Source organism: Liquorilactobacillus aquaticus DSM 21051 (assembly GCF_001436755.1).
Lineage (GTDB): Bacteria > Bacillota > Bacilli > Lactobacillales > Lactobacillaceae > Liquorilactobacillus > Liquorilactobacillus aquaticus.
The window spans coordinates 403,776-423,867 of the sequence record NZ_AYZD01000015.1; the positions used below are offsets into that span (position 1 = coordinate 403,776).

The 20,092-nt window shown below is 37.9% G+C and carries 20 protein-coding genes; 1 reads left to right on the forward strand and 19 read right to left on the reverse strand.

All coding sequences use genetic code 11. The annotated features are described in order from the left end of the window. Positions 1-19 precede the first annotated feature (19 nt). The 13 genes from purH to FC19_RS05410 form a co-directional block, all read right to left on the reverse strand. On the reverse strand, positions 20-1,558 hold the full coding sequence (purH, locus tag FC19_RS05350) for a bifunctional phosphoribosylaminoimidazolecarboxamide formyltransferase/IMP cyclohydrolase (protein WP_057875958.1): 1,539 nt from the start codon (positions 1,556-1,558) through the stop codon (positions 20-22). Next, a complete protein-coding gene (gene purN, locus FC19_RS05355) occupies positions 1,555-2,145 on the reverse strand; it encodes a phosphoribosylglycinamide formyltransferase (protein ID WP_057875959.1) in 591 nt (196 codons plus the stop codon). The genes purH and purN overlap by 4 nt, the downstream gene beginning before the upstream one ends. 10 nt (positions 2,146-2,155) lie before the next feature. Beyond that, complete coding sequence (purM, locus tag FC19_RS05360; RefSeq protein ID WP_057875960.1) at positions 2,156-3,193, reverse strand: phosphoribosylformylglycinamidine cyclo-ligase; 1,038 nt, start codon at positions 3,191-3,193, stop codon at positions 2,156-2,158. After that, positions 3,190-4,647, reverse strand: coding sequence for an amidophosphoribosyltransferase (gene purF / locus FC19_RS05365; protein ID WP_057875961.1), 1,458 nt, complete (start codon positions 4,645-4,647; stop codon positions 3,190-3,192). The genes purM and purF overlap by 4 nt, the downstream gene beginning before the upstream one ends. Then, complete coding sequence (purL, locus tag FC19_RS05370) at positions 4,623-6,839, reverse strand: phosphoribosylformylglycinamidine synthase subunit PurL (RefSeq protein WP_057875988.1); 2,217 nt, start codon at positions 6,837-6,839, stop codon at positions 4,623-4,625. The genes purF and purL overlap by 25 nt, the downstream gene beginning before the upstream one ends. An 11-nt stretch (positions 6,840-6,850) precedes the next feature. Beyond that, positions 6,851-7,537: a phosphoribosylformylglycinamidine synthase subunit PurQ gene (gene purQ / locus FC19_RS05375; protein ID WP_057875962.1), complete on the reverse strand. Its 687-nt coding sequence runs from the start codon at positions 7,535-7,537 to the stop codon at positions 6,851-6,853. Beyond that, entirely contained in the window at positions 7,537-7,785 is a 249-nt protein-coding gene (gene purS / locus FC19_RS05380) for a phosphoribosylformylglycinamidine synthase subunit PurS (RefSeq protein WP_057875963.1), read from the reverse strand. The genes purQ and purS overlap by 1 nt, the downstream gene beginning before the upstream one ends. Beyond that, positions 7,778-8,503: a phosphoribosylaminoimidazolesuccinocarboxamide synthase gene (purC, locus tag FC19_RS05385; RefSeq protein WP_057875964.1), complete on the reverse strand. Its 726-nt coding sequence runs from the start codon at positions 8,501-8,503 to the stop codon at positions 7,778-7,780. The genes purS and purC overlap by 8 nt, the downstream gene beginning before the upstream one ends. A 276-nt stretch (positions 8,504-8,779) precedes the next feature. Beyond that, complete coding sequence (gene purB / locus FC19_RS05390; RefSeq protein WP_057875989.1) at positions 8,780-10,078, reverse strand: adenylosuccinate lyase; 1,299 nt, start codon at positions 10,076-10,078, stop codon at positions 8,780-8,782. A gap of 13 nt (positions 10,079-10,091) precedes the next feature. Further along, positions 10,092-11,213, reverse strand: coding sequence for a 5-(carboxyamino)imidazole ribonucleotide synthase (gene purK / locus FC19_RS05395; protein ID WP_057875965.1), 1,122 nt, complete (start codon positions 11,211-11,213; stop codon positions 10,092-10,094). Further along, a complete protein-coding gene (purE, locus tag FC19_RS05400; protein ID WP_057875966.1) occupies positions 11,206-11,694 on the reverse strand; it encodes a 5-(carboxyamino)imidazole ribonucleotide mutase in 489 nt (162 codons plus the stop codon). The genes purK and purE overlap by 8 nt, the downstream gene beginning before the upstream one ends. A gap of 414 nt (positions 11,695-12,108) precedes the next feature. After that, entirely contained in the window at positions 12,109-12,312 is a 204-nt protein-coding gene (locus FC19_RS05405) for a hypothetical protein (RefSeq protein WP_057875967.1), read from the reverse strand. Positions 12,313-12,473: 161 nt separating this feature from the next. After that, entirely contained in the window at positions 12,474-13,700 is a 1,227-nt protein-coding gene (locus FC19_RS05410; RefSeq protein ID WP_057875968.1) for an acetate/propionate family kinase, read from the reverse strand. A gap of 181 nt (positions 13,701-13,881) precedes the next feature. Between FC19_RS05410 and FC19_RS05415 the strand changes: the two genes are divergently transcribed. Next, a complete protein-coding gene (locus FC19_RS05415) occupies positions 13,882-14,439 on the forward strand; it encodes a nucleotidyltransferase family protein (RefSeq protein ID WP_057875969.1) in 558 nt (185 codons plus the stop codon). Between the two features lie 317 nt (positions 14,440-14,756). Here FC19_RS05415 and FC19_RS05420 read toward each other — a convergent pair whose 3' ends face one another. The 6 genes from FC19_RS05420 to FC19_RS05445 form a co-directional block, all read right to left on the reverse strand. Further along, positions 14,757-16,094 (reverse strand): aspartate aminotransferase family protein, encoded by a 1,338-nt coding sequence (locus FC19_RS05420; RefSeq protein WP_057875970.1) that lies wholly within the window; start codon positions 16,092-16,094, stop codon positions 14,757-14,759. Next, the gene (locus FC19_RS05425; protein WP_057875971.1) at positions 16,091-17,539 is read right to left on the reverse strand and encodes an APC family permease; all 1,449 of its coding nucleotides are present in this window, start codon (positions 17,537-17,539) and stop codon (positions 16,091-16,093) included. The genes FC19_RS05420 and FC19_RS05425 overlap by 4 nt, the downstream gene beginning before the upstream one ends. Positions 17,540-17,912: 373 nt before the next feature. Continuing rightward, positions 17,913-18,338: a hypothetical protein gene (locus FC19_RS05430; protein WP_057875972.1), complete on the reverse strand. Its 426-nt coding sequence runs from the start codon at positions 18,336-18,338 to the stop codon at positions 17,913-17,915. A 159-nt stretch (positions 18,339-18,497) separates the two neighbouring features. After that, entirely contained in the window at positions 18,498-18,830 is a 333-nt protein-coding gene (locus FC19_RS05435; protein ID WP_057875973.1) for a hypothetical protein, read from the reverse strand. Positions 18,831-18,868: 38 nt separating this feature from the next. After that, the gene (locus FC19_RS05440; protein WP_057875974.1) at positions 18,869-19,315 is read right to left on the reverse strand and encodes a universal stress protein; all 447 of its coding nucleotides are present in this window, start codon (positions 19,313-19,315) and stop codon (positions 18,869-18,871) included. Positions 19,316-19,369: 54 nt separating this feature from the next. Beyond that, complete coding sequence (locus tag FC19_RS05445; RefSeq protein ID WP_057875975.1) at positions 19,370-19,672, reverse strand: hypothetical protein; 303 nt, start codon at positions 19,670-19,672, stop codon at positions 19,370-19,372. Between the last annotated feature and the right edge of the window lie 420 nt (positions 19,673-20,092).

The window sequence follows — 20,092 nt, forward strand, 5'->3', positions numbered from 1 at the left end:
TAGTTTTCATCCTCCTAGATCAATGTCTAAAATGGCGAACTCCTGTCGTAACCATCGCAATCCCATACTTGTCTGCCATCGCAATTGAATCCTTGTCACGGATACTCCCACCAGGTTGCACAATTGCCTTAATACCATGCTCTGCGGCATATTGGACACAATCATCCATCGGGAAAAATGCATCACTTGCTAGTACAGCATCATCATTGATCGCATCAAGCGCATGCTTGACTGCAATCTTGGTTGAATCAATACGATTAGGCTGACCTGCACCAATTCCTAAAGTTCTTTCTTGATTTGCAATTACAATTGCATTACTTTTAGTGTGTTTAACAGCCTTCCATGCAAACAGGAGTGTTTGCAGCTGCGATCTTGTAGGTGCATTTTCTGTAACTACATCCCAATTATTAGGATCTTCCTGCAAAACATCTTGTTCTTGAACTAGTAAACCGCCCATAACTGAAACAACTTCTTTTTTGGCAGGTTCATCCTTTTTAGCAAAGTCAAGCGTCAGCAGTCGTAAATTCTTTTTCTTAGCTAAAATTGTATACGCATCGTCGTCGAACCCAGGAGCAATGATAATTTCCAAAAACAGTTTATGCATTTTTTCTGCCGTTTTCAAATCGACCTTGCGATTCAAAACGATAACACCTCCAAAAATAGAAATAGAATCTGCCTCATATGCTCGATCCCATGCCTGTTCAATCTGTTCAGCACGACCAATCCCACAAGGATTCATATGCTTCAATGCAACCACCGTTGGCTCAGCAAATTCACGCGCAATTCTGATAGCGGCATCAGCATCTTTGATGTTATTATAAGAAAGCTGTTTTCCATGCAATTGTTTTGCATTAGTTATTGAATATTCCTTAGGAAGAGCATCTCTATAAAACCAAGCTTTTTGATGACTGTTCTCGCCATAACGCATCGTGTCCTCTAGTTCATATGTTAAGGTCAATTTTTCTGGTGCTTCAATTTCAGCCTGCTCTGACAGATAGTTTGCTATTAATGCATCATAAGCTGCTGTATGTCTAAAGACTTTTGCAGACAACTTTGACCGCGTTTTGAGACTTGTTTCGCCTCGCTCATCTAGTTCCTTGATGACTAAGGCATAGTCGTCAGCATCCACAACAACTGTCACATCATGAAAATTCTTCGCAGCACTTCTCAGCATACTTGGACCGCCAATATCGATGTTTTCAATTGCCGTCTCAAAATCGACATCTTTTTTCTCAATTGTTTCTTTGAAAGGATATAAGTTGACACATACCAGATCAATTGGCTTAATATGCAATTTTTTCATAGTTTCAACATGCTCAGGCAGGTCACGTCGACCTAGGAGGCCACCATGAATAAAAGGATTTAAAGTCTTGACACGTCCATCAAGAATCTCAGGAAACCCTGTCACCGTCTCAACTGAGATTGTACTAATACCAGCTTCCTCCAAAGCGTGCTTAGTTCCGCCAGTTGAAATAATCTCAAATCCATGCTCTACCAATTTGCTGACAAAAGGGACTAAATTTTTTTTATCGGAAACACTGACTAATGCTCTTTTCATTGATCATTTTGCTCCTTTTTGTTAATTTCAAGTAAAATTTCTTTGATAGCTTGTGGATAGAGTTGATGTTCACATTCATGCACACGCCGCTCTAAAGTCTCCACGCTATCTGTTGCTAAGATCGGAACCCGCTGCTGCACAATAATGGGGCCTGAGTCTAGTCCATCATCGACAAAATGAACTGTGACACCAGTTTGCGTCCGATGATCGGAAAAAGCCCGCTCAATCGAATGCAACCCTGGATATTCTGGCAAATACGCTGGATGTAAATTCACAATTTTTTCCTCATAATTCTGCAGAATCGTTGGGCCAATAACACGCAGATAGCCCGCTAAAATAATAAAATCTATTTGAAATTCTTTTAAAAGTTCCATTATTTTTTTTTCGTATGGTAATTTACCCCCGCATTCCTTGACAGTAAAAGCTCTCACAGGAACGTGGTGGTTTTTGGCACGTGTGACAACAGGTGCATCTGGATGGTCGCAAAATAAAAGAGTTAATTTTCCAGCCAATTCATTATCTTCAAATTTTTGCGCTAAAATTTCAAAATTCGTTCCATTACCTGATGCAAATATTGCAACCTTCATTATTTATTCCTCACTTGATCTTTATTTTACCCTCATTTTCAGAACGTTCAACTAATTTCCCAATTTGGTAAAATGGCTCATTTTCAGCCGTCAATATCTTTTTAACTTCATCCACTTTACTTGGTTCGATCGCTAAAACCATTCCTAGCCCCATATTGAAAGTCTCAAAACAATCTTGTTGACTTAAATTCCCCAAATCTGCTAAATATTCAAAAACAGGTAATACTGGCCATGATCCATTTTTTACAACGGCTTGAAACTTATCTTCAAACATTCTCGGCAGATTTTCGATTAGACCGCCGCCTGTAACATGGCTAACACCATGAATAAGCCCTTTTTTGATCAATGGCAAAACTGTTTTTACATAAATTTTAGTTGGTTTTAACAAAACATCTCCAAGTGTTTCCCCTTGAAATTGTTCTGGTCTATCAGTAAGCGCAAGATCATTATCCTTGAAGCAAATTTTCCTTACTAATGAAAAACCATTTGAATGCAGACCACTGGAAGGCAAACCAATTAATACATCCTCTGTTTGAGGCAGGACCGGCGTCAGCAATGCTTCTTTTTCGGCCACACCTACTGCAAACCCAGCTAAATCATACTCATCAGGTTTGTACATATCAGGCATTTCAGCTGTTTCGCCTCCAATAAGTGATGCTTCGGATTGCTGGCAGCCTTCAGTTACACCATGCACTATCTCCGAGATTTTGGTGGGATCATTATGACCGGTTGCAATATAATCTAGGAAAAACAACGGTTGCGCTCCTTGTGCTAAAATGTCGTTCACACACATCGCTACACAATCAATTCCAATTGAATCATGTTTTTTCATTTTTTGAGCTATCATTAATTTCGTTCCTACACCATCTGTACCTGAAACTAGAACTGGCTGTTTTACATTTACTGCACTCAAATCAAACAACCCACCAAAACTGCCCAATTTCCCCATGACGCCTGTTCTTGCAGTTTGAGCAACATCTTTTTTAATCTTACGAACAAGCTCATAACCTGCATTAACATCCACACCTGCATCTTGATAACGACTCATTTACCAATAACCTCCCGTGTTCGCTGCTGTTTCAACGACTTCAAATAACCGGCTTCGTAATCATATAATGGTGTCGGGTATTTACCATCGAAATAAGCTACACATAGTCCTCCATTTGGAGCGCCCTTAGCGTCTGGAAGATTAATAGCTTTAATCAGATTGTGAATATTTAAAAACGAAAGCGAGTCTGCATCCATAATCTTACGCATTTTGTCAACTGTATAATTTGCTGCCATTAATTCTGAACGTGTAGAAATATCGATACCATAGAAACATGGAAAACGCAACGGCGGGGAGGCAATACGCATATGGACTTCCTTAGCTCCGGCTTCTTTAAGCAAATGAACCAATTGTTTGCTGGTAGTTCCACGAACTATCGAATCATCGACAATTGCGACACGTTTTCCTTCAACGACACCTCTAACAGCCGACAACTTCATTTTTACACCGCGTTCACGAAGTTCTTGGGTTGGTTGTATAAAAGTCCGTGCAATATACTGACTCTTAATCAACCCCATTTCATACGGCAATCCGCTTTCTTCCGCAAAACCACTGGCCGCTGACAATGACGAATTAGGAACTCCGATTACCATGTCAGCTTCAACTGGAGATTGTCTTGCCAATAATCTTCCCATCTTCTTGCGTGCGTTATGAACAGTTACACCGTGGATAATCGAATCAGGTCTCGCAAAATAAATGTACTCCATGGAACAAATTGAAAGCTGCGTTTCTTGAGTGTAATGATCAATATGCATCCCATTTTTATCGATGGTAATCAGTTCACCTGGTTGAACATCTCTAACAAATTGTGCACCGATCATATCAAAGGCACAGGTTTCACTCGCGACAACATATTCACCGCCAGCTAAACGTCCAATTGAAAGAGGACGAAATCCATTTGGATCAAGTGCAGCAATCAAACTATCTTTACGCAGAATAACAAAAGCAAAACCACCATGTATCTGATTCAAGCTCTTTTTTAAGGCTTCTACAAAATCCATATCTTTTTTTTGTCTAATAAGATGGATTAGAATTTCTGTGTCAGACGTTGATTGAAAAATAGCTCCCTCGTCTTCTAACTTTCGTTTTAATGAAGCAGCATTTGTCAAGTTTCCATTATGAGCCAAGGCAACATCCCCATCATGAAAATGAAACAGAAATGGTTGAACATTTGCAAGCGTGTTGTTTCCGCTTGTACCATAACGAACGTGCCCTATAGCTGCATCACCTCTTAAGTTTTCTAAATCATCTTTATTAGAAAAAACTTCTGCTAGCAATCCTCGTCCTCTGAACTGCTGCAATTTTTTCCCGTCACTAGTAACAATTCCGGCTCCTTCTTGACCACGATGTTGAAGACTGTGAAGTCCGAAGTACGTTAGATGGCTTGCTTCTGATGTTCCCCAAACTCCAAAAACACCGCATTCTTCATTCAGTCCTTTGATTTCATAAGACATGGTATTGCTTCCTCCCACAATCCTTCAGCTTTTTTCAAGTCTAGATCAAATTGTCCATTTTCATACGCAACAGTCAACTTTTTATTATTCGTAACTGTACCGACATACGTTACTTCTTCATCTTGTATTTCATCTAAAAATAATTTTTGACTTTCTGGTGCAACCGTAACAACAAATCTTCCTGGTGTTTCACTGAAAAGTTCCTCACCATTCAAATGCGTTTTGATGTCAAGACCACACTTTGTTCCAAACGTTGTTTCAGCTAATGCAATGGCAAGTCCACCTTCACTTAAATCATGTGCGCTTTTAACCAAGCCTTTTTTCATCGCACTTAAAAGTTTCATCATTCTAGAAGACATTTGTGCAACATCAACATCGTTCAAATTGCCCTTAATTTCTCCAGTGATCATTTTTTGTAGTTCTGACCCCGCAAAATCTTCTTCGGTATTACCGACTATAAAGACAAGATCACCTTGTTGCTGAACAAAAGACGGTACAGCATATTTAAGCTCTTTAACCAAGCCTACCATCCCAACCATTGGAGTTGGATAAATGGCCTCTCCGTTGTTTTCATTATATAACGAAACGTTCCCTGAAATAACCGGCGTATTCAAGGCACGACAAGCTGCTGCCATCCCCAGAACAGACTGATGCAACTCCCAATAAATCTCTGGATCATTGGGGTCTCCATAGTTCAAACAATCTGTCAGAGCTAAAGGCAATGCTCCACTGGCAATTAAATTAGCAGCTGCCTCTAAAACTGCCATCTTTCCACCAATTTTCGGATCAAGATAGACAAACCTCCCGTTCCCATCAGTCGTCATAGCTAAAGCTTTCTTTGTCCCACGAATACGAAGGACAGCTGCATCGCTTCCAGGCCCAACTACGGTATTCGTCCTTACTTGCGAATCATACGTCTGAGTGAACATTTTTTTAGAAGCAATAGTAGGCTGCTGCAACATTTTTCTCAAAGTTTCCCCTACATCGTTAATTTGAGGTATCCAATTTTGATTTTCTCGCGTTTGAAGAATACGTAAAGGTACTTTTTCTTGGCTTTCTTCTTCAAGAACGTCATCAGTCAAACTGCTAACAGGTATATCTGCTACAACTCTGTCTTTATGTTTAAGAAGATACTGATGACCTTCGACCACTCTGCCGATCACAACAGCCTCAAGCCCATAGTTCTCAAAAAGCTTCTCAACATCTTCTTCAAATCCAGCCCGAATACAAAGTAACATTCTCTCTTGCGATTCACTTAGCATGATTTCATAAGCAGACATTTTCGGCTCACGCTGGGGAACATTATCCAGGGTTAATTCAAGACCACTTTCTGCCTTAGAAGCCATTTCACAACTGGATGAAGCTAACCCAGCCGCACCCATATCCTGAATTCCAACAAGCCAGTCAGCGTGCTTGTTCGTTAATTCAAGACAAGCTTCCATCAATAATTTTTCCATGAACGGATCGCCAACCTGAACTGCAGAGCGTTGTGTTTCCTTTTCATCACTGAAGTCAGCAGACGCGAATGTTGCCCCATGAATTCCATCTCGTCCAGTCTTAGCTCCAACATACATAACAGCATTTCCAATTCCTTTGGCACGGCCGACTTGCATGTCTTTTTGTTCCATCAAACCGACACACATAGCGTTAACTAAGGGATTCCCAGTATAACATTCATCAAAAGTCATTTCACCGCCAACAGTTGGTATTCCCATACAGTTACCATACCCACCAATGCCAGCAACAACTTCGTTAATTAGATATTTTGTACGTGCTTGATTAATTTCGCCAAAATGCAGAGAGTCAAGTGCAGCGATTGGGCGAGCTCCCATACTGAAAATATCACGGATAATTCCGCCAACACCTGTGGCTGCACCCTCATAAGGTTCTACGGCTGAAGGATGGTTGTGGCTTTCTGCCTTAAAAACAACTGCTTGTCCATCTCCGATATCAACGATTCCCGCTCCTTCACCTGGCCCTTGCAAAACACGTTCGTTTTTGCTTGGAAATTCACGTAACACAGGTTTAGATTTTTTATATGAACAATGTTCACTCCACATAACCGCAAAAAGTCCTGTTTCTGTATAATTAGGTAATCGTTTAAGTAATTTTTCACAAATATAATTATATTCTTTCTCACTTAAACCCCATTCCAAGTATGGTTTCTTGCTCTTTATTTCTTGCGGACTCATCTCAGTTGCAATCAACGTGCAGCCTCCTCTGTTTTCTTGCCATTAGCGAGTAATGATCTGAAAAGACGTAAACCATCCTCATTACCAAGTAGAGCTTCAACTGCCCTTTCCGGATGAGGCATCATCCCTAAAACATTGCCCTTCTCGTTAGTAATCCCTGCTATATTGTTTAAACTTCCGTTCGGATTTTCACCTGCATAACGAAAAACAATCTGCCCATTTTCTTCAAGTTTTTCTAAAACATCTTTTTCTGCATAATAACTTCCATCTGCGTGTGCAATCGGTAGTTTAATATGTTCATTTGCTTCATACAATGAAGTAAATGGTGTTTGATTGTTGACAACTTCCAGTTCAACTGTTTTACAAATAAACTTTAGACTGTTATTTTGTTTCAGTGCCCCAGGAAGCAACCCTGCTTCAGTTAATATCTGGAAGCCATTGCAAGTTCCAAAAACAAGTTTTCCTTCATTTGCGAACTCAATGATTGCAGGCATAATATTACTGAAACGTGCGATTGCTCCACTTCTCAAATAATCTCCGTATGAAAATCCACCAGGAAGCATCACCGCATCAAATCCCGCTAAACTTTTCTGTTTGTGAGATACATATTCAACATCTGCACGACAAACCGTATGCAATGCCTCATAAAGGTCAACGTCACAGTTTGAACCAGGAAACACAACAACAGCGATCTTCATCAGGCTTCCTCCATAATCTCATAATGATAAGTTTCCAAATTAAAATTCACCAACAATTGCTCAGAAATTTCAGAAATTGTTTTTTCCACATTTTCCTTGCTACTATCAACTTGAACATCGAAAAACTTGCCGACGTGGACTTGTTTTACATCACTATGACCTAAACTATGAATTGCTTCAGTAATCGTTTCCCCTTGTGGGTCAAAGACTGATTCCTTGTAAGTCACAAATATACGGACATTAATCATTTACTGATCCTCCTAATTGCTTTTGCAAACGTTCAAGAACTTCTTTGTAAACAGAAGTTAAATCTCCTAAATTACGTCGATAAACATCTTTATCCATATGCTGCTTGTTTTTTAAGTCCCATAAGCGGCAATTGTCAGGTGAAAATTCATCCGCTAAAATTATCTCGCCATCTTTTGTTTTTCCAAATTCAAGTTTGAAATCTACTAATTGAAGCCCTACTGTTTTAAAAAGCTCTGTTAATAACTTATTTACTTCACGTGAGATTGCCCACATCGTCGACAAATCATTATGAGTTGCAACGTTTAAAGCCTTTGCTTGTGACTCATTTATAAACGGATCATCCAACTCGTCACTTTTAAAATACATTTCTTCTACAGAGGTCTCGAAAGCTAGTCCTTCTTTTATTCCAAAACGTGTTGAAAAATGACCGGCTGCGATATTACGCGTAACCATTTCGAGCGGCACGATATTAACCTTTCTTACCAGTTCTTCAGTATCAGAAATTTTTCGAATAAAATGTGTTTTTATACCTTTTTTTGTTAGATATTCGAAAATTAAAGTTGAGATCTGGTTATTAAGTTTTCCCTTGCCAGCAATCTGATCTTTCTTTTTGCCGTTCAATGCTGTCGCTTGGTCCATATAAATAACACGAAGTATGTCATCGTCATCAGTTGTCCACATTTGTTTGGCTTTTCCAGAATAAACAAGCTTATCCATAATAAAAAATCGTCTCCTCTATATTAAAACGCGAATTATAAGTTAAAAAAGCAGTTTAAACAATCGCTATTTGTGTTAAAGGTTAACAATTTTTTAGTTAATAGTCAATAGCGGATTGCCGAACTTTAGATAATAATTCAAAAAAAATGTTTTCATTAAATTTAAATAAGTTAGTACAATAGTCCAAATTAAAAATTAATTTCTTTAAAAGCGAACAATAAAAATAGAGCTAGAGCAAAACTCTCATTTTGCTCTAGCTCTTTTATTTGATATATTTTAGTCATCTAAGCCAATGCGTTTAAAAATATCATCGACGTGTCGTAGATGCCAATGATAATCGAAAGCATCGTCGAGATCCTCCGGAGTTAAGCTTGCCATAATCTTTGGATCGCTTTCAAGTAATGGCCTGAACTGGACTTGCTTATCCCAAGATTCAGCGGTTTTTGGCTGGATCAAATCATAGGCTTCTTCTCTGCTCATGCCAGTATCAATCAATTTAAGTAAAACTCGTCCGCTATAAATCAATCCAAACGTTCGCTTCATGTTACGCTTCATATTATCTGGAAATACCGTCAAACTATCTAAAATGCTTCCAAAACGATGAAGCATATAATCGATCAAGATAGTTGTATCGGGTAAAATAATCCGTTCAGCAGATGAATGAGAAATATCCCGTTCATGCCATAAAGTAATATCTTCAAAAGCAGTGACCATATGTCCCCTCACCACTCTGGCTAATCCGCAAATGTTCTCAGAGCCAATCGGATTTCGCTTGTGCGGCATAGCCGAGGACCCCTTTTGGCCCTTTGCAAAATGCTCTTCAACTTCACGCGTTTCAGACTTTTGTAACCCACGGATTTCAGTTGCAAATTTTTCAAGACTTGTTGCAATTAATGCTAACGCAGATATGTATTCAGCATGCAAATCACGCGGAAGTACCTGACTTGAGATTTCTTGTGCTCGAATCCCTAGCTTTTGACAAACATATTTTTCGACGTATGGATCAATATTTGCAAAGGTCCCCACAGCTCCACTGATTTTTCCAGCTTCTATTCCCTCGGCAGCATGTTCAAAACGTTCAATATCTCGCTTTATTTCAGAATACCAACGTGCGATTTTTAGTCCGAACGTGGTTGGTTCGGCATGAACACCATGTGTTCGTCCCATCATAACAGTATATTTATATTCTTTAGCCTTTTTAGCGACTATTTCTTTAAATTGAGCTAAATCCTGACGAAGCAACTCATTAACCTGCTTTAATTGATAACCATAAGCTGTATCAACAACATCTGTACTAGTTAAACCATAGTGAACCCATTTTTTTTCATCACCCAGAGATTCAGAAACACAGCGCGTAAATGCAATAACATCATGGTGTGTTGTTTGCTCAATTTCCAAGATACGATCAACGCTAAAACGTGCGTTTTTCCGAATTTTAGCCACATCTTCTTCGGGTATATGCCCAAGTTTAGACCACGCTTCATCGGCGGCGATTTCTACTTCAAGCCAACATTCATATTTTTTTTCATCAGTCCATTTTTTTGCCATTTCTGGTCGTGAATATCTCGAAATCATTATTTTTTCTCCTTCAATTCCAAACTTTTGTATTATTGATTTCACTCAAAGTTTCCTCAATATTATCTGTTAAAATCGTAACATGACCCATTTTACGATCTTTACGAACCTCACCTTTACCATAATCGTGAAATTGCCATTGCGGTTTATCCTTAACTAGTTGAGCGCATCCATTCACATGTTGCCCTAAAACATTTACCATCACAACTGGCTGAAGCAGCTTTATTTTCGGCATCGGCCAATCACAAATAGCCCTATTATGAATATCAAACTGTGAAAAATTACATGCTTCAATCGAATAATGCCCGGAATTATGTGGTCTCGGAGCTAACTCATTAATAAAAATCTTGCCTTCGGAACTAACAAACATTTCCACTCCAAGAATGCCACATAGGTCGATTCCCTCAGCAATACGAATTGCCATTTTTTGTGCCTCTTTCAGAACGCTATTTGGCAAACGGGCTGGCACGATACTTTCATGCAAGATTTGATTACGATGAATATTTTCACTTACTGGGAAGACTGAAATTTCACCACTTATGCTTCTCCCAACCATCACCGAGCACTCTTTATCGAAAGGAACCCAACCTTCAAGAATGCACTGGCCCCTTTCAATAAGTTCCGCAGCTTCAGCTAAATCACTTTTTTGTTTCAACACAACTTGAGCCTTCCCATCATAACCGCCTTGACACGTCTTCAGCACCGATGGATATCCAATTTTTTCTACTGCCTCTTTTAAATCTAACACACTATTGATTGCTGCAAAAGGGGCTACTCTCAAACCATGTTCTTTTAAAAATGTTTTTTCTTTTATTCGATCCTTAGTAATAGCGAGTAATTTCGTACCTTGAGGGATAGAAGCCAGCTGCTTTGCATCTTCCAGAGCTTGCAAGTCTACGTTTTCGAATTCGTAAGTAAGCACATCAGAACGCTGTGCTAATTTCTCAATTGCCTCTAAATCAGCGTATGGTGCCACTATCTGCGCATCTGCAGCCTGACCAGCAGAACAATCAGGATTCGGGTCTAAAATAATCACACGGAATCCAGCCTTTTTAGCTGAGAATGTCAACATTTGCCCTAATTGGCCGCCACCAATAATACCTATTGTTTTACCTTGTGCAACGAATTTAGACAAGTTTTTCACCGCTTTCCACAGATTTATCGTGCTGCTTCTCACGAAAATCACTTAGCTCTGATTGCAACTTTTTATCATTAACAGCTAATATCTGCACTGCCAATAAAGCTGCATTCTTTGCCCCTGCAGTTCCGATCGCTGTCGTTGCAACTGGAACTCCTGCTGGCATTTGAACAATTGATAACAATGAATCAAGACCATTAAGTGCATGACTCTGCACGGGAACACCGATAACTGGCAAAATCGTATTAGCTGCTATCATCCCTGGTAAATGAGCAGCTCCTCCGGCACCCGCAATAATAACTTTAGTACCATTAGATGCTGCTTTCTTAGAGAAAGCGAACATTTCATCCGGCATCCGATGTGCCGAAATCACACGTTTATCATAATTAACTTGAAATTGATCTAAAACAAGCGCAGTCTGTTTCATGGTTTCCCAATCTGAAATACTACCCATAACAATGTCTATTTCACTGCTCACATCTATCCCTCCATTTTCATTTAGCTTAACAAATCAAAAAATGAATGTCAAAATAAAAATCGAACTATTTCATCTGAATTTGTACATTTGTACGTGTTAAACTCAAAAAAGCATCTAGACTTGATAATGCATACAGCTTTCGTTTAGCTATTTAAAAAAAATATTCAATTTTTTATTTATAGTAGAAATCTTAATAACTAATAAAAGCTCTCACAAATTAAGATGACTTCTCAACAAAAGATAAATTATGACCTTTGTCAAAACAGTCATAGCTTAAAATGGAATATTCACTTTTGCTTTTATAAGTGATAGGCAATTTAGTATTGACACCTGAAACATTTTATTTTTAAAAAAGAGGCCACAGCTATGAAAATTCTTAGCTATGACCCCTCAGGTAGTTTACTTATTTAAATTTTAATCTTCAGCCGCAGACATAGCTTCCAGTATAACCCCTAGGCGATCACGCTCCGCTTGCGCATCGCGTCTTTTTTCATCGTAAGCATCCAAAAGATGGCGTCCACGGCTGCTATGACTTATTTTTTCGCAAACATCGTTAAGTTCAGCAATTTTTGCCTCTGCAGCCTGATACTCTTCCAAAAGATCAAATTTGTTGCTCATGACAAAACCCCCTAAAAATTAGTTGATTAGATGACTTGACTAATCTAACACGTTTTGACATGTTTGTGAACCATTTTATGTTACGGTTAGTTTACAGTTAATTGTCAAAAAAATAACGTTTTAAAAAAATTAATGTTTTTGTAATAAAATCTTTTTACGTTTTATCTGACGTATTTTTTTGCCCGCGTATCTTCGTTTTGATTAGCTAAGGTTTGAACATCTCGAGCTATCATGAGCTCTTCATCTGTGGGAATCATCAAAACCGCAACCTTCGAATCCAAGCTTGAGATAAATTCTGCTTTACCCCTTTGGCTATTTTTTTCTTCATCGATTGTTATTCCCATATAAGAAAGTCTCTTCATCACAAGTTCTCGAATTTGAGATGAGTTTTCACCAATTCCTGCTGTAAAGACAATTGCATCCAACCCGCCCATTTCTGCTGTATAGGCTCCAATGTATTTAACAACATCCTTAACAAAAATATCTTCAGCAAGCTGCGCTCTCATATTCGTCTTTTTCTTTTCTTCTATATCACGCATATCTGAAGAAAGACCCGAGATACCTAATAAACCTGATTTTTTATTCAAATCATATATAATTTCAGGCATTGAATGCATTTTTAATTTCTGCATCATAAAAGAAATCATAGAAACATCCGTATCACCAGATCGAGTCCCCATTGTAATTCCCGTCAATGGTGTAAAGCCCATTGAGGTATCAAAAGACCTACCCTTTTTTACAGCACAAATCGATGCTCCAGCTCCCAAATGGCAAGTAATAATTTTAAGCTTTTCTATGGGTTTCTTCATCATTTCTGCCGCCACGCTTGCAACATAACGATGGCTGGTTCCATGCGCTCCATACCTTCTCACTCCATAATTGTGATACCACTCATATGGAACACTATAAAGAAAATTTTCTTTAGGCATAGTTTGGTGGAATGAAGTATCAAAGACCGCAACAGCGATCGCATCAGGAAGTATTTTTTTAAAAGCTTTGATCCCCATTAAATTAGCTGGATTATGAATAGGAGCGTACTCAGCTAATTCATTGATTTGACGCATCGCTTTTGTGTTAATCACTACTGATTTTTTGAAGAATTCTCCTCCAGCAACAACTCGATGACCAACCCCTGTTATTTCGGCATAATTTTTTATAATATCAAGCTTTAACAACAAATCAAGCAGTTTTTTAACTGCACTAGAATGATTTTCGATATGTTCCTTTTTTTCAAAACTTTGTTTTTCATTATATTCGATTTTTATTTTTCCTTCATCCAAACCTATTCGATCGAAAAGACCTTTAGCAATCACCTTTTCTTTCGGCATTTCAAATAACTTAAACTTTAAACTCGAACTTCCAGCATTAATTGCAATAATTTTTTGCATAACAATTCCTCCCAGCTCTTATTTAAACCGTTTTCATATATATAATATAACAAACTTAGCAACAAAATTCACTAGTATCTTGCCAATCCAATATTTTATTAGTCCTTTTAGCCAAAAATGGGCTTTTATTCTTTCCAAAAACAAATTACAATAATTGTTAGAACTTTGTTGGAGGAACAGCATGAAATATAAACAAGAATTGAACAATTTTATTAAAAAAACCCCAGAATTCATGGAATTATTAAGAATTATCAATAGTTTACATCTTCAAAATTGGGCACTCTGCGCAGGAACCGTTCGAAACCTTGTGTGGTGCGCGAAAATGCAACAACCTTATTCAATTTTGCAAAACAATATTGATATCATATATAGTGATCAATCAGAAACTTATGAGCAATTACTGACACAACAAGCGATTGTTACACAAAAATATTCAAAATATCTTTGGAACTTGCAAAACATTGCTTTAACCACCTCTGATAGCAGACAACCTTATGGCAAAAATTTACGTGCGGCCATTGCATCAATACCTGAAACATGCAGTGCTGTTGGTGTTTATCTTGAAAATGCTAACATCGAAATAATTGCTCCATATGGATTAGAAGATCTATTTAATTTAGAAGCTCATCCAACAAATTTGTTTATGGCAGACTCTAAAAAAATGCAATATTATCGTAAACGTATGCTTAGAAAAAATTGGCCTGCTAAATGGCCAGAAACGGCGATTTTTGATAACTAATAGTTCAAAAATCAGAGATGACTGGGGCTAGAAACAAAAAAGCGTTTTGCTTTTTTCATACTACTAATTTTCTTGAGCCCGAGAATATTCTTTAAGATACATTAATTAAAAACATTAATTAGATCAAATCAAGAAAAGCTAGATACTAATAACGAATTGTGCATTTGGTCTTGCACTGATAGTGAACAATTCAACATTAGGTGGAATTCTCTGATTGCTGTGCTACATTAACGCGGATATTGCAAATATAAAAGGTCTGAGTCAAAAAATAAATTTTGACTCAGACCTTAATTTTTATAACTGAGAATATTTTTTCATTACCATCCTATATTATCAGCATTATCAGGCAAGCTCAATTTTCCTTCTTCCAATTCCGAAAAAGCTTGTGCCATAATGTTGAACGCTTTATGCAATTGCTCATCTGTTATGACCAACGGTGGTTGAAACCGCAAAACATTTGTTTTAAGACTAATCATAATTGCTCCGAGTTCAAAAATTCGGTAAATTAATTTAGTCGTTGCATCTGCATCCGGTTTTTCGGTTGTCGGATCAACTATGTCTATCCCACCGTCAAGCCCATACATGCGATACTGACCTATAAATGCATGCTTGGTTTTCTCACGTTCAAAAAACTCTTTTGCTTCTTCACCCAACCGAGCAGATCGCTCCACAAGATGCTCATTTTCGATAACATCTAAAGTCGCCATCGCAGCAGCAGTAGTAACAGGATTTCCCGAAGTTGTAAATAAATGGGCAGGAGCATCCAAGGAATCCATTATCTCTGCGCGACCGACCACAGCACTTAAAGGAAGTCCTGAAGCAAGTGATTTCCCAACAGACATCAAATCTGGTTCAATTCCGAAATGCTGTATTGACCACCATTTCCCTGTTCTTCCCAAACCTTGATTGACTTCATCGATAGCAAATAAAATGCCATGTGCATGTGCAAACTCAGCCACTTTACGTACAAAGGCAACCGGAGCCTTAACAATTCCGCCATCTCCCTGGATTGGTTCAATGATAATCAATGCCGTTTCTTCAGCCGGAAGAAATGTTTCAAATGGACGTTTGAATTCAGCAAACATTCTATCAACGAAAGCATCTTCAGTCTCGCCAGCTAATCGATTCCATGGATCAGGATATGGAACCTTAACTACATCCGGTAATAATGGCCCCATGTTACGTGCCATATTCAGACTGACAGCAGATAAGGTCATCGAACCATATGTTGAACCATGGTATGCACCCATAAAGCTGACAAGATAAGGACGGTGCGTATAAGCACGGGCAAATTTAATAATTCCATCATTTGCATCTGAACCTGAATTCCCCCATGCCAGTTTTTTAGCCCCACTTATTGGAGCTAAAGCGCACAACCTTTCAGCTAACTTTGCAGCCGGAGCATTTGCAAAATATGCTGGTGTGTATTGGATTAATTTTGCTGCCTGCTCTTGAATAGCCTTAACAACATGTGGATGCGCATGCCCCGTATTCGTTGCTGAAGCACTGGATAATAAGTCAATATACTGATGCCCCTCAACATCTCTGACAACAGCGCCTTTCCCTGACTCAATAACAACATCAAAATAATTGATTCTTGATGTTTTAGCAAGCGCGTTAGATTCTTTATCTAGTAATTTTTTGTTGGCAGTCATTTTTTAGGTCCTTCTGCGCGTTTGCTAAGGTATGAATGATGCATACCATAAGCAAAATAGATAATTAGGCCTAGAACAAACCAGCCCAACGCATATATCTTAGCATCAAAATCCAAACCCCAGAAAACTCCTAATGCAGCTAAGAATGCTACAGCTGGTAGAACTGGGTAAAAAGGCATTTTGAAGGCTGGTTCAGGTATATCTTTGCCTTCACGTGAGCGCAAGGCATAAATCCCCAAAGAAACGAACATAAACGCAATGAGCGTTCCTGCTGATATCAGTTGAGCCAAGAACGCAAATGGGAAAAGCGCTCCTAAAACAACTCCAACTATCCCTAAAACTAATAAGGAACGGTTTGGAAGTTTTTTATCGTTCAAGACACCCAACCATTTTGGTAGCATGCCATCACGACCAAATGAATACAATAAACGTGATCCAGCCAACATCATACCGATCAAGGCTGTAAACATCCCGACCACTGCAATCGCTTGTACAACTATTGCAACAATTGGATGCCCACTTTGACGCAAAGCCCAACCAACTGGTTCAGCGTTGTTAGCGTAACTAGAATAATGGAACATTCCCACCAAAACTAATGAAACGGCAACGAAAAGAACGACCGCAATCAAAAGTGATCCTAAGATACCACGTGGCATTGTTTTCTGCGGATTTTTTGCTTCTGCAGAGTTTGCGGCAATCGAATCAAAACCAATGTATGACAGGAAGATTGACGAAACTCCTGCATAAATTCCTTGCCATCCACCAAAAGCAGAACCATCAGCATTCTTATGATACTCTGGAATGAATGGAGTATAGTTTGCCTTATGCAGAGCTGTCAGTCCAACAAAAATAAAAACTAAAATTGCTAAAACCTTTAGTACAACCAAAATATTTTCAACACGTGCAGCTTCAGAAACTCCATGTGACAATAATAATGCAATCAACACAACTACAATAACAGCAATAATATCAATAAACCCACCGTTAGTTCCAAGTGCATTGGCTAAATAATTCGGAAGCTTTATTCCCAAGGGCTCGATCAATCCCCTAAAGTTAGCTGACAATCCGGAAGCAACAAAAGCCACAGCTATAAAGTATTCTGCTAACAAAGCCCACCCAGCAATCCAACCAAAAAACTCACCGAAAATAACATTGATCCATGAGTATGCCGAACCAGCAAAGGGCATAGCAGATGACATTTCAGCGTATGCAAATGCCACTAATCCTGCTACAATAGCTGCTGCAAGAAACGATAGCGCAACTGCAGGACCTGCATGAGATGCAGCAACAACACCTGGTAGCGTAAAAATAGAAGTCGATACAATCGTACCCACACCTAATGCCAGAAAGTCTTTGACAGTTAAAACGCGCTCTAAATGAGAGTCCTTGTCTTGATAGACATTAGGATCCTCTTTCAAGAAAAGCCTTTTTATGAGATTTCTCATATGTATTCCTCCACAATATAAATAAAATTACAACAAGTTAGAGAAATTATAACAAATATATTAGAAAAGTCAATGTAAGTTGCTAAGAGAAACTCTCATAAAATAAGTACCCAGAGCGCTTTAGGCTTATTTTTATTAGGTGAAGATTAAAAATAATATTTTTAAATATTATAAAATATATTCCTTAGGTTAATTTAAAAAAATACCCAACGACATCATTTAACTACACAAGCATATTCTGAAATGCTTGCTCGACCTGTTATAGTCTTTTCTCGCCATGATATTCAACTTTCAAAAAAATTAATTCAACACCCTGCTTTTACAAAAATTACCATCTAACAATCAATCGCTAAAAAATAAAGTCTAGTAACGATCATAATATATTTTTTCCCAATAGATAAAACTGCATAAAAATAACCGGAGCGCAGATAATCAAAAACACGTATTTTATAAAACTAAGCCCTGTATTCATTAGAAGATCTCTTGGATCGTTTTTGATTGTCTGCACATTTTTTACACGTGACATTGTATCTTGTTCCTCATTTGAATCCACTCTCGGCCCTGAATCCTTGCTTTTTCGTGTTCGTGACAGTTTCTCATCGTTTTCTCTTATATCTACGCTCTTTTTTTCAAGAAAACGCTGGTTGAATGGATAAAGCATTATATAATTGCTGATTAAATAATAATTCAAAAGTAGTTCCCAGTTTGTATTTTTTATTAAATTAACTAGCGCTAATAAAACAATAAAAGAAACTAGGGCTTTCAAAAGTGAAATTCCGTATTCTTTCATAATATTCATTGTTAAAATCTCCAATTCAATTTACTTGAGCTATATCATGAGATATACGGGAATTTTAACATAAAAAAGTTTGTTTACGATAAGTTTAAATGAGACTTAAAAAAAAAATAACCTCCAGATAGATTTTGCACACAAAAACCAGGTGCACCTATCCTTCAGCTATGCTTTATTAATAGTTTTAATAACTTTTTTATCCAAATAATTAACATATATCGAGGTAATCGTATACAAATCTAGAAAATACACCACCTCAATCAATGATGCAAAAAATGCCATGGCAACTGAAATCCAGAAAAGAATCTGTCCTAAAAGCAGCCATCTCTTCTTATCGGCAGCAACACCCAACAATTCCTGATCATCAGTGACAGCTATTTTTTCAGCCTTCGCAACATTCATCTTACTTCGAAGTTTTTTAACTGCTAAACTTGTCTTTAAATTATAAACAATCAAAACTCCCAAACTGCCAACAGCGATGATTTCAAGCCATGTCATTGATCAATCCCCCTTCAACACTTCCACCTGTATTATTTTTAACGAACGACCATCACATCGCAACGGGCCATACGAATCACATAATCAGTAATGGCTCCCATCAGTATCCGTTCAACAGGATTCAAACCTGTTTTACTAATGACAATCAGATCTGAATTATATTCATCTGGAAACTCTTTTGAGATTATCGTTCGTGGCGAACCGAAGCGAGCATGGATAGAAACATCTTTATATCCAGTTTTTAAAACCTTTTCTTCAAGTTCCTTTAAATATGACTGAACATTTTCAAAAGTTGAGTAAATAATATCACCGGTTGGATCAATTACTCCTCCCACATTGCTGGCAAAATGTTTTACATCAATTACATTCAAAATATCAAGATGTGCAGCATTTCTTTTAGCGATTGCTATTGCACGCTCTAATGCTCTTTCAGCGCTATCCGAACCATCCACCGGTACCAGTATTTTCTGATATTTTTGTGCCATCAACCTCCACCCCTTCTCTTTACCTAATTATAACATTATTACATTCACTTGTCTTCAACACTTGGTTGCGCTATCTATATAGATTCGACAATTTATACGAACCCAGTCCAAACGCTCAAATAGGGTATTTGGGCTGTTCAAAAACAAGTCCATTTCCCCAAGTAATTTATAATAATCATTTGTATCTAGACCTTGTAATTTATTTTCCAATTCGGAACGGCACGATTTAATTATCGTTTTCTCAATCAATTGTGCGCGATATTCTTCATCGGACACGAAAAGTTCAATTGCACGCTGTGCTTCTTGACGATAAATTTTAGCCCTTTCAATCAGATAATTTCTAGTCGTTTCGTGCATAACAAAAATCCCCACTCTCTATAATGATTTCGCTTACATTTAATGTTAATTCTAGTTTAACAGCTACTCGAATGCAAGCGGATAATTTTATCAGCGAAGTTGGCGCTCGCGTAAAATACCAAAATATCGTATTTAAAAATTGAACAGCCGTATGTACTAGTTTCTTATAGCAAATCTTTCCATTTTTTTTAATTTCACGTATCTAATCAAAGAAATCCTATTTTTTATGTGCATTTCTTATCTTTCAATTGCAAGTGATATTAATAATAAACAGTAAATATCCACCAGCATAGCTGGTGACTTTTTATTAGCCCTAGAAGGACTTATCCAACGCAAAAAGCCCTTTAAAAGGCCTCAACAAAAGACTACCAACCGCTACCGCATTATTCTAATCTCGTTTTGACTTTTTAAATGGATCAA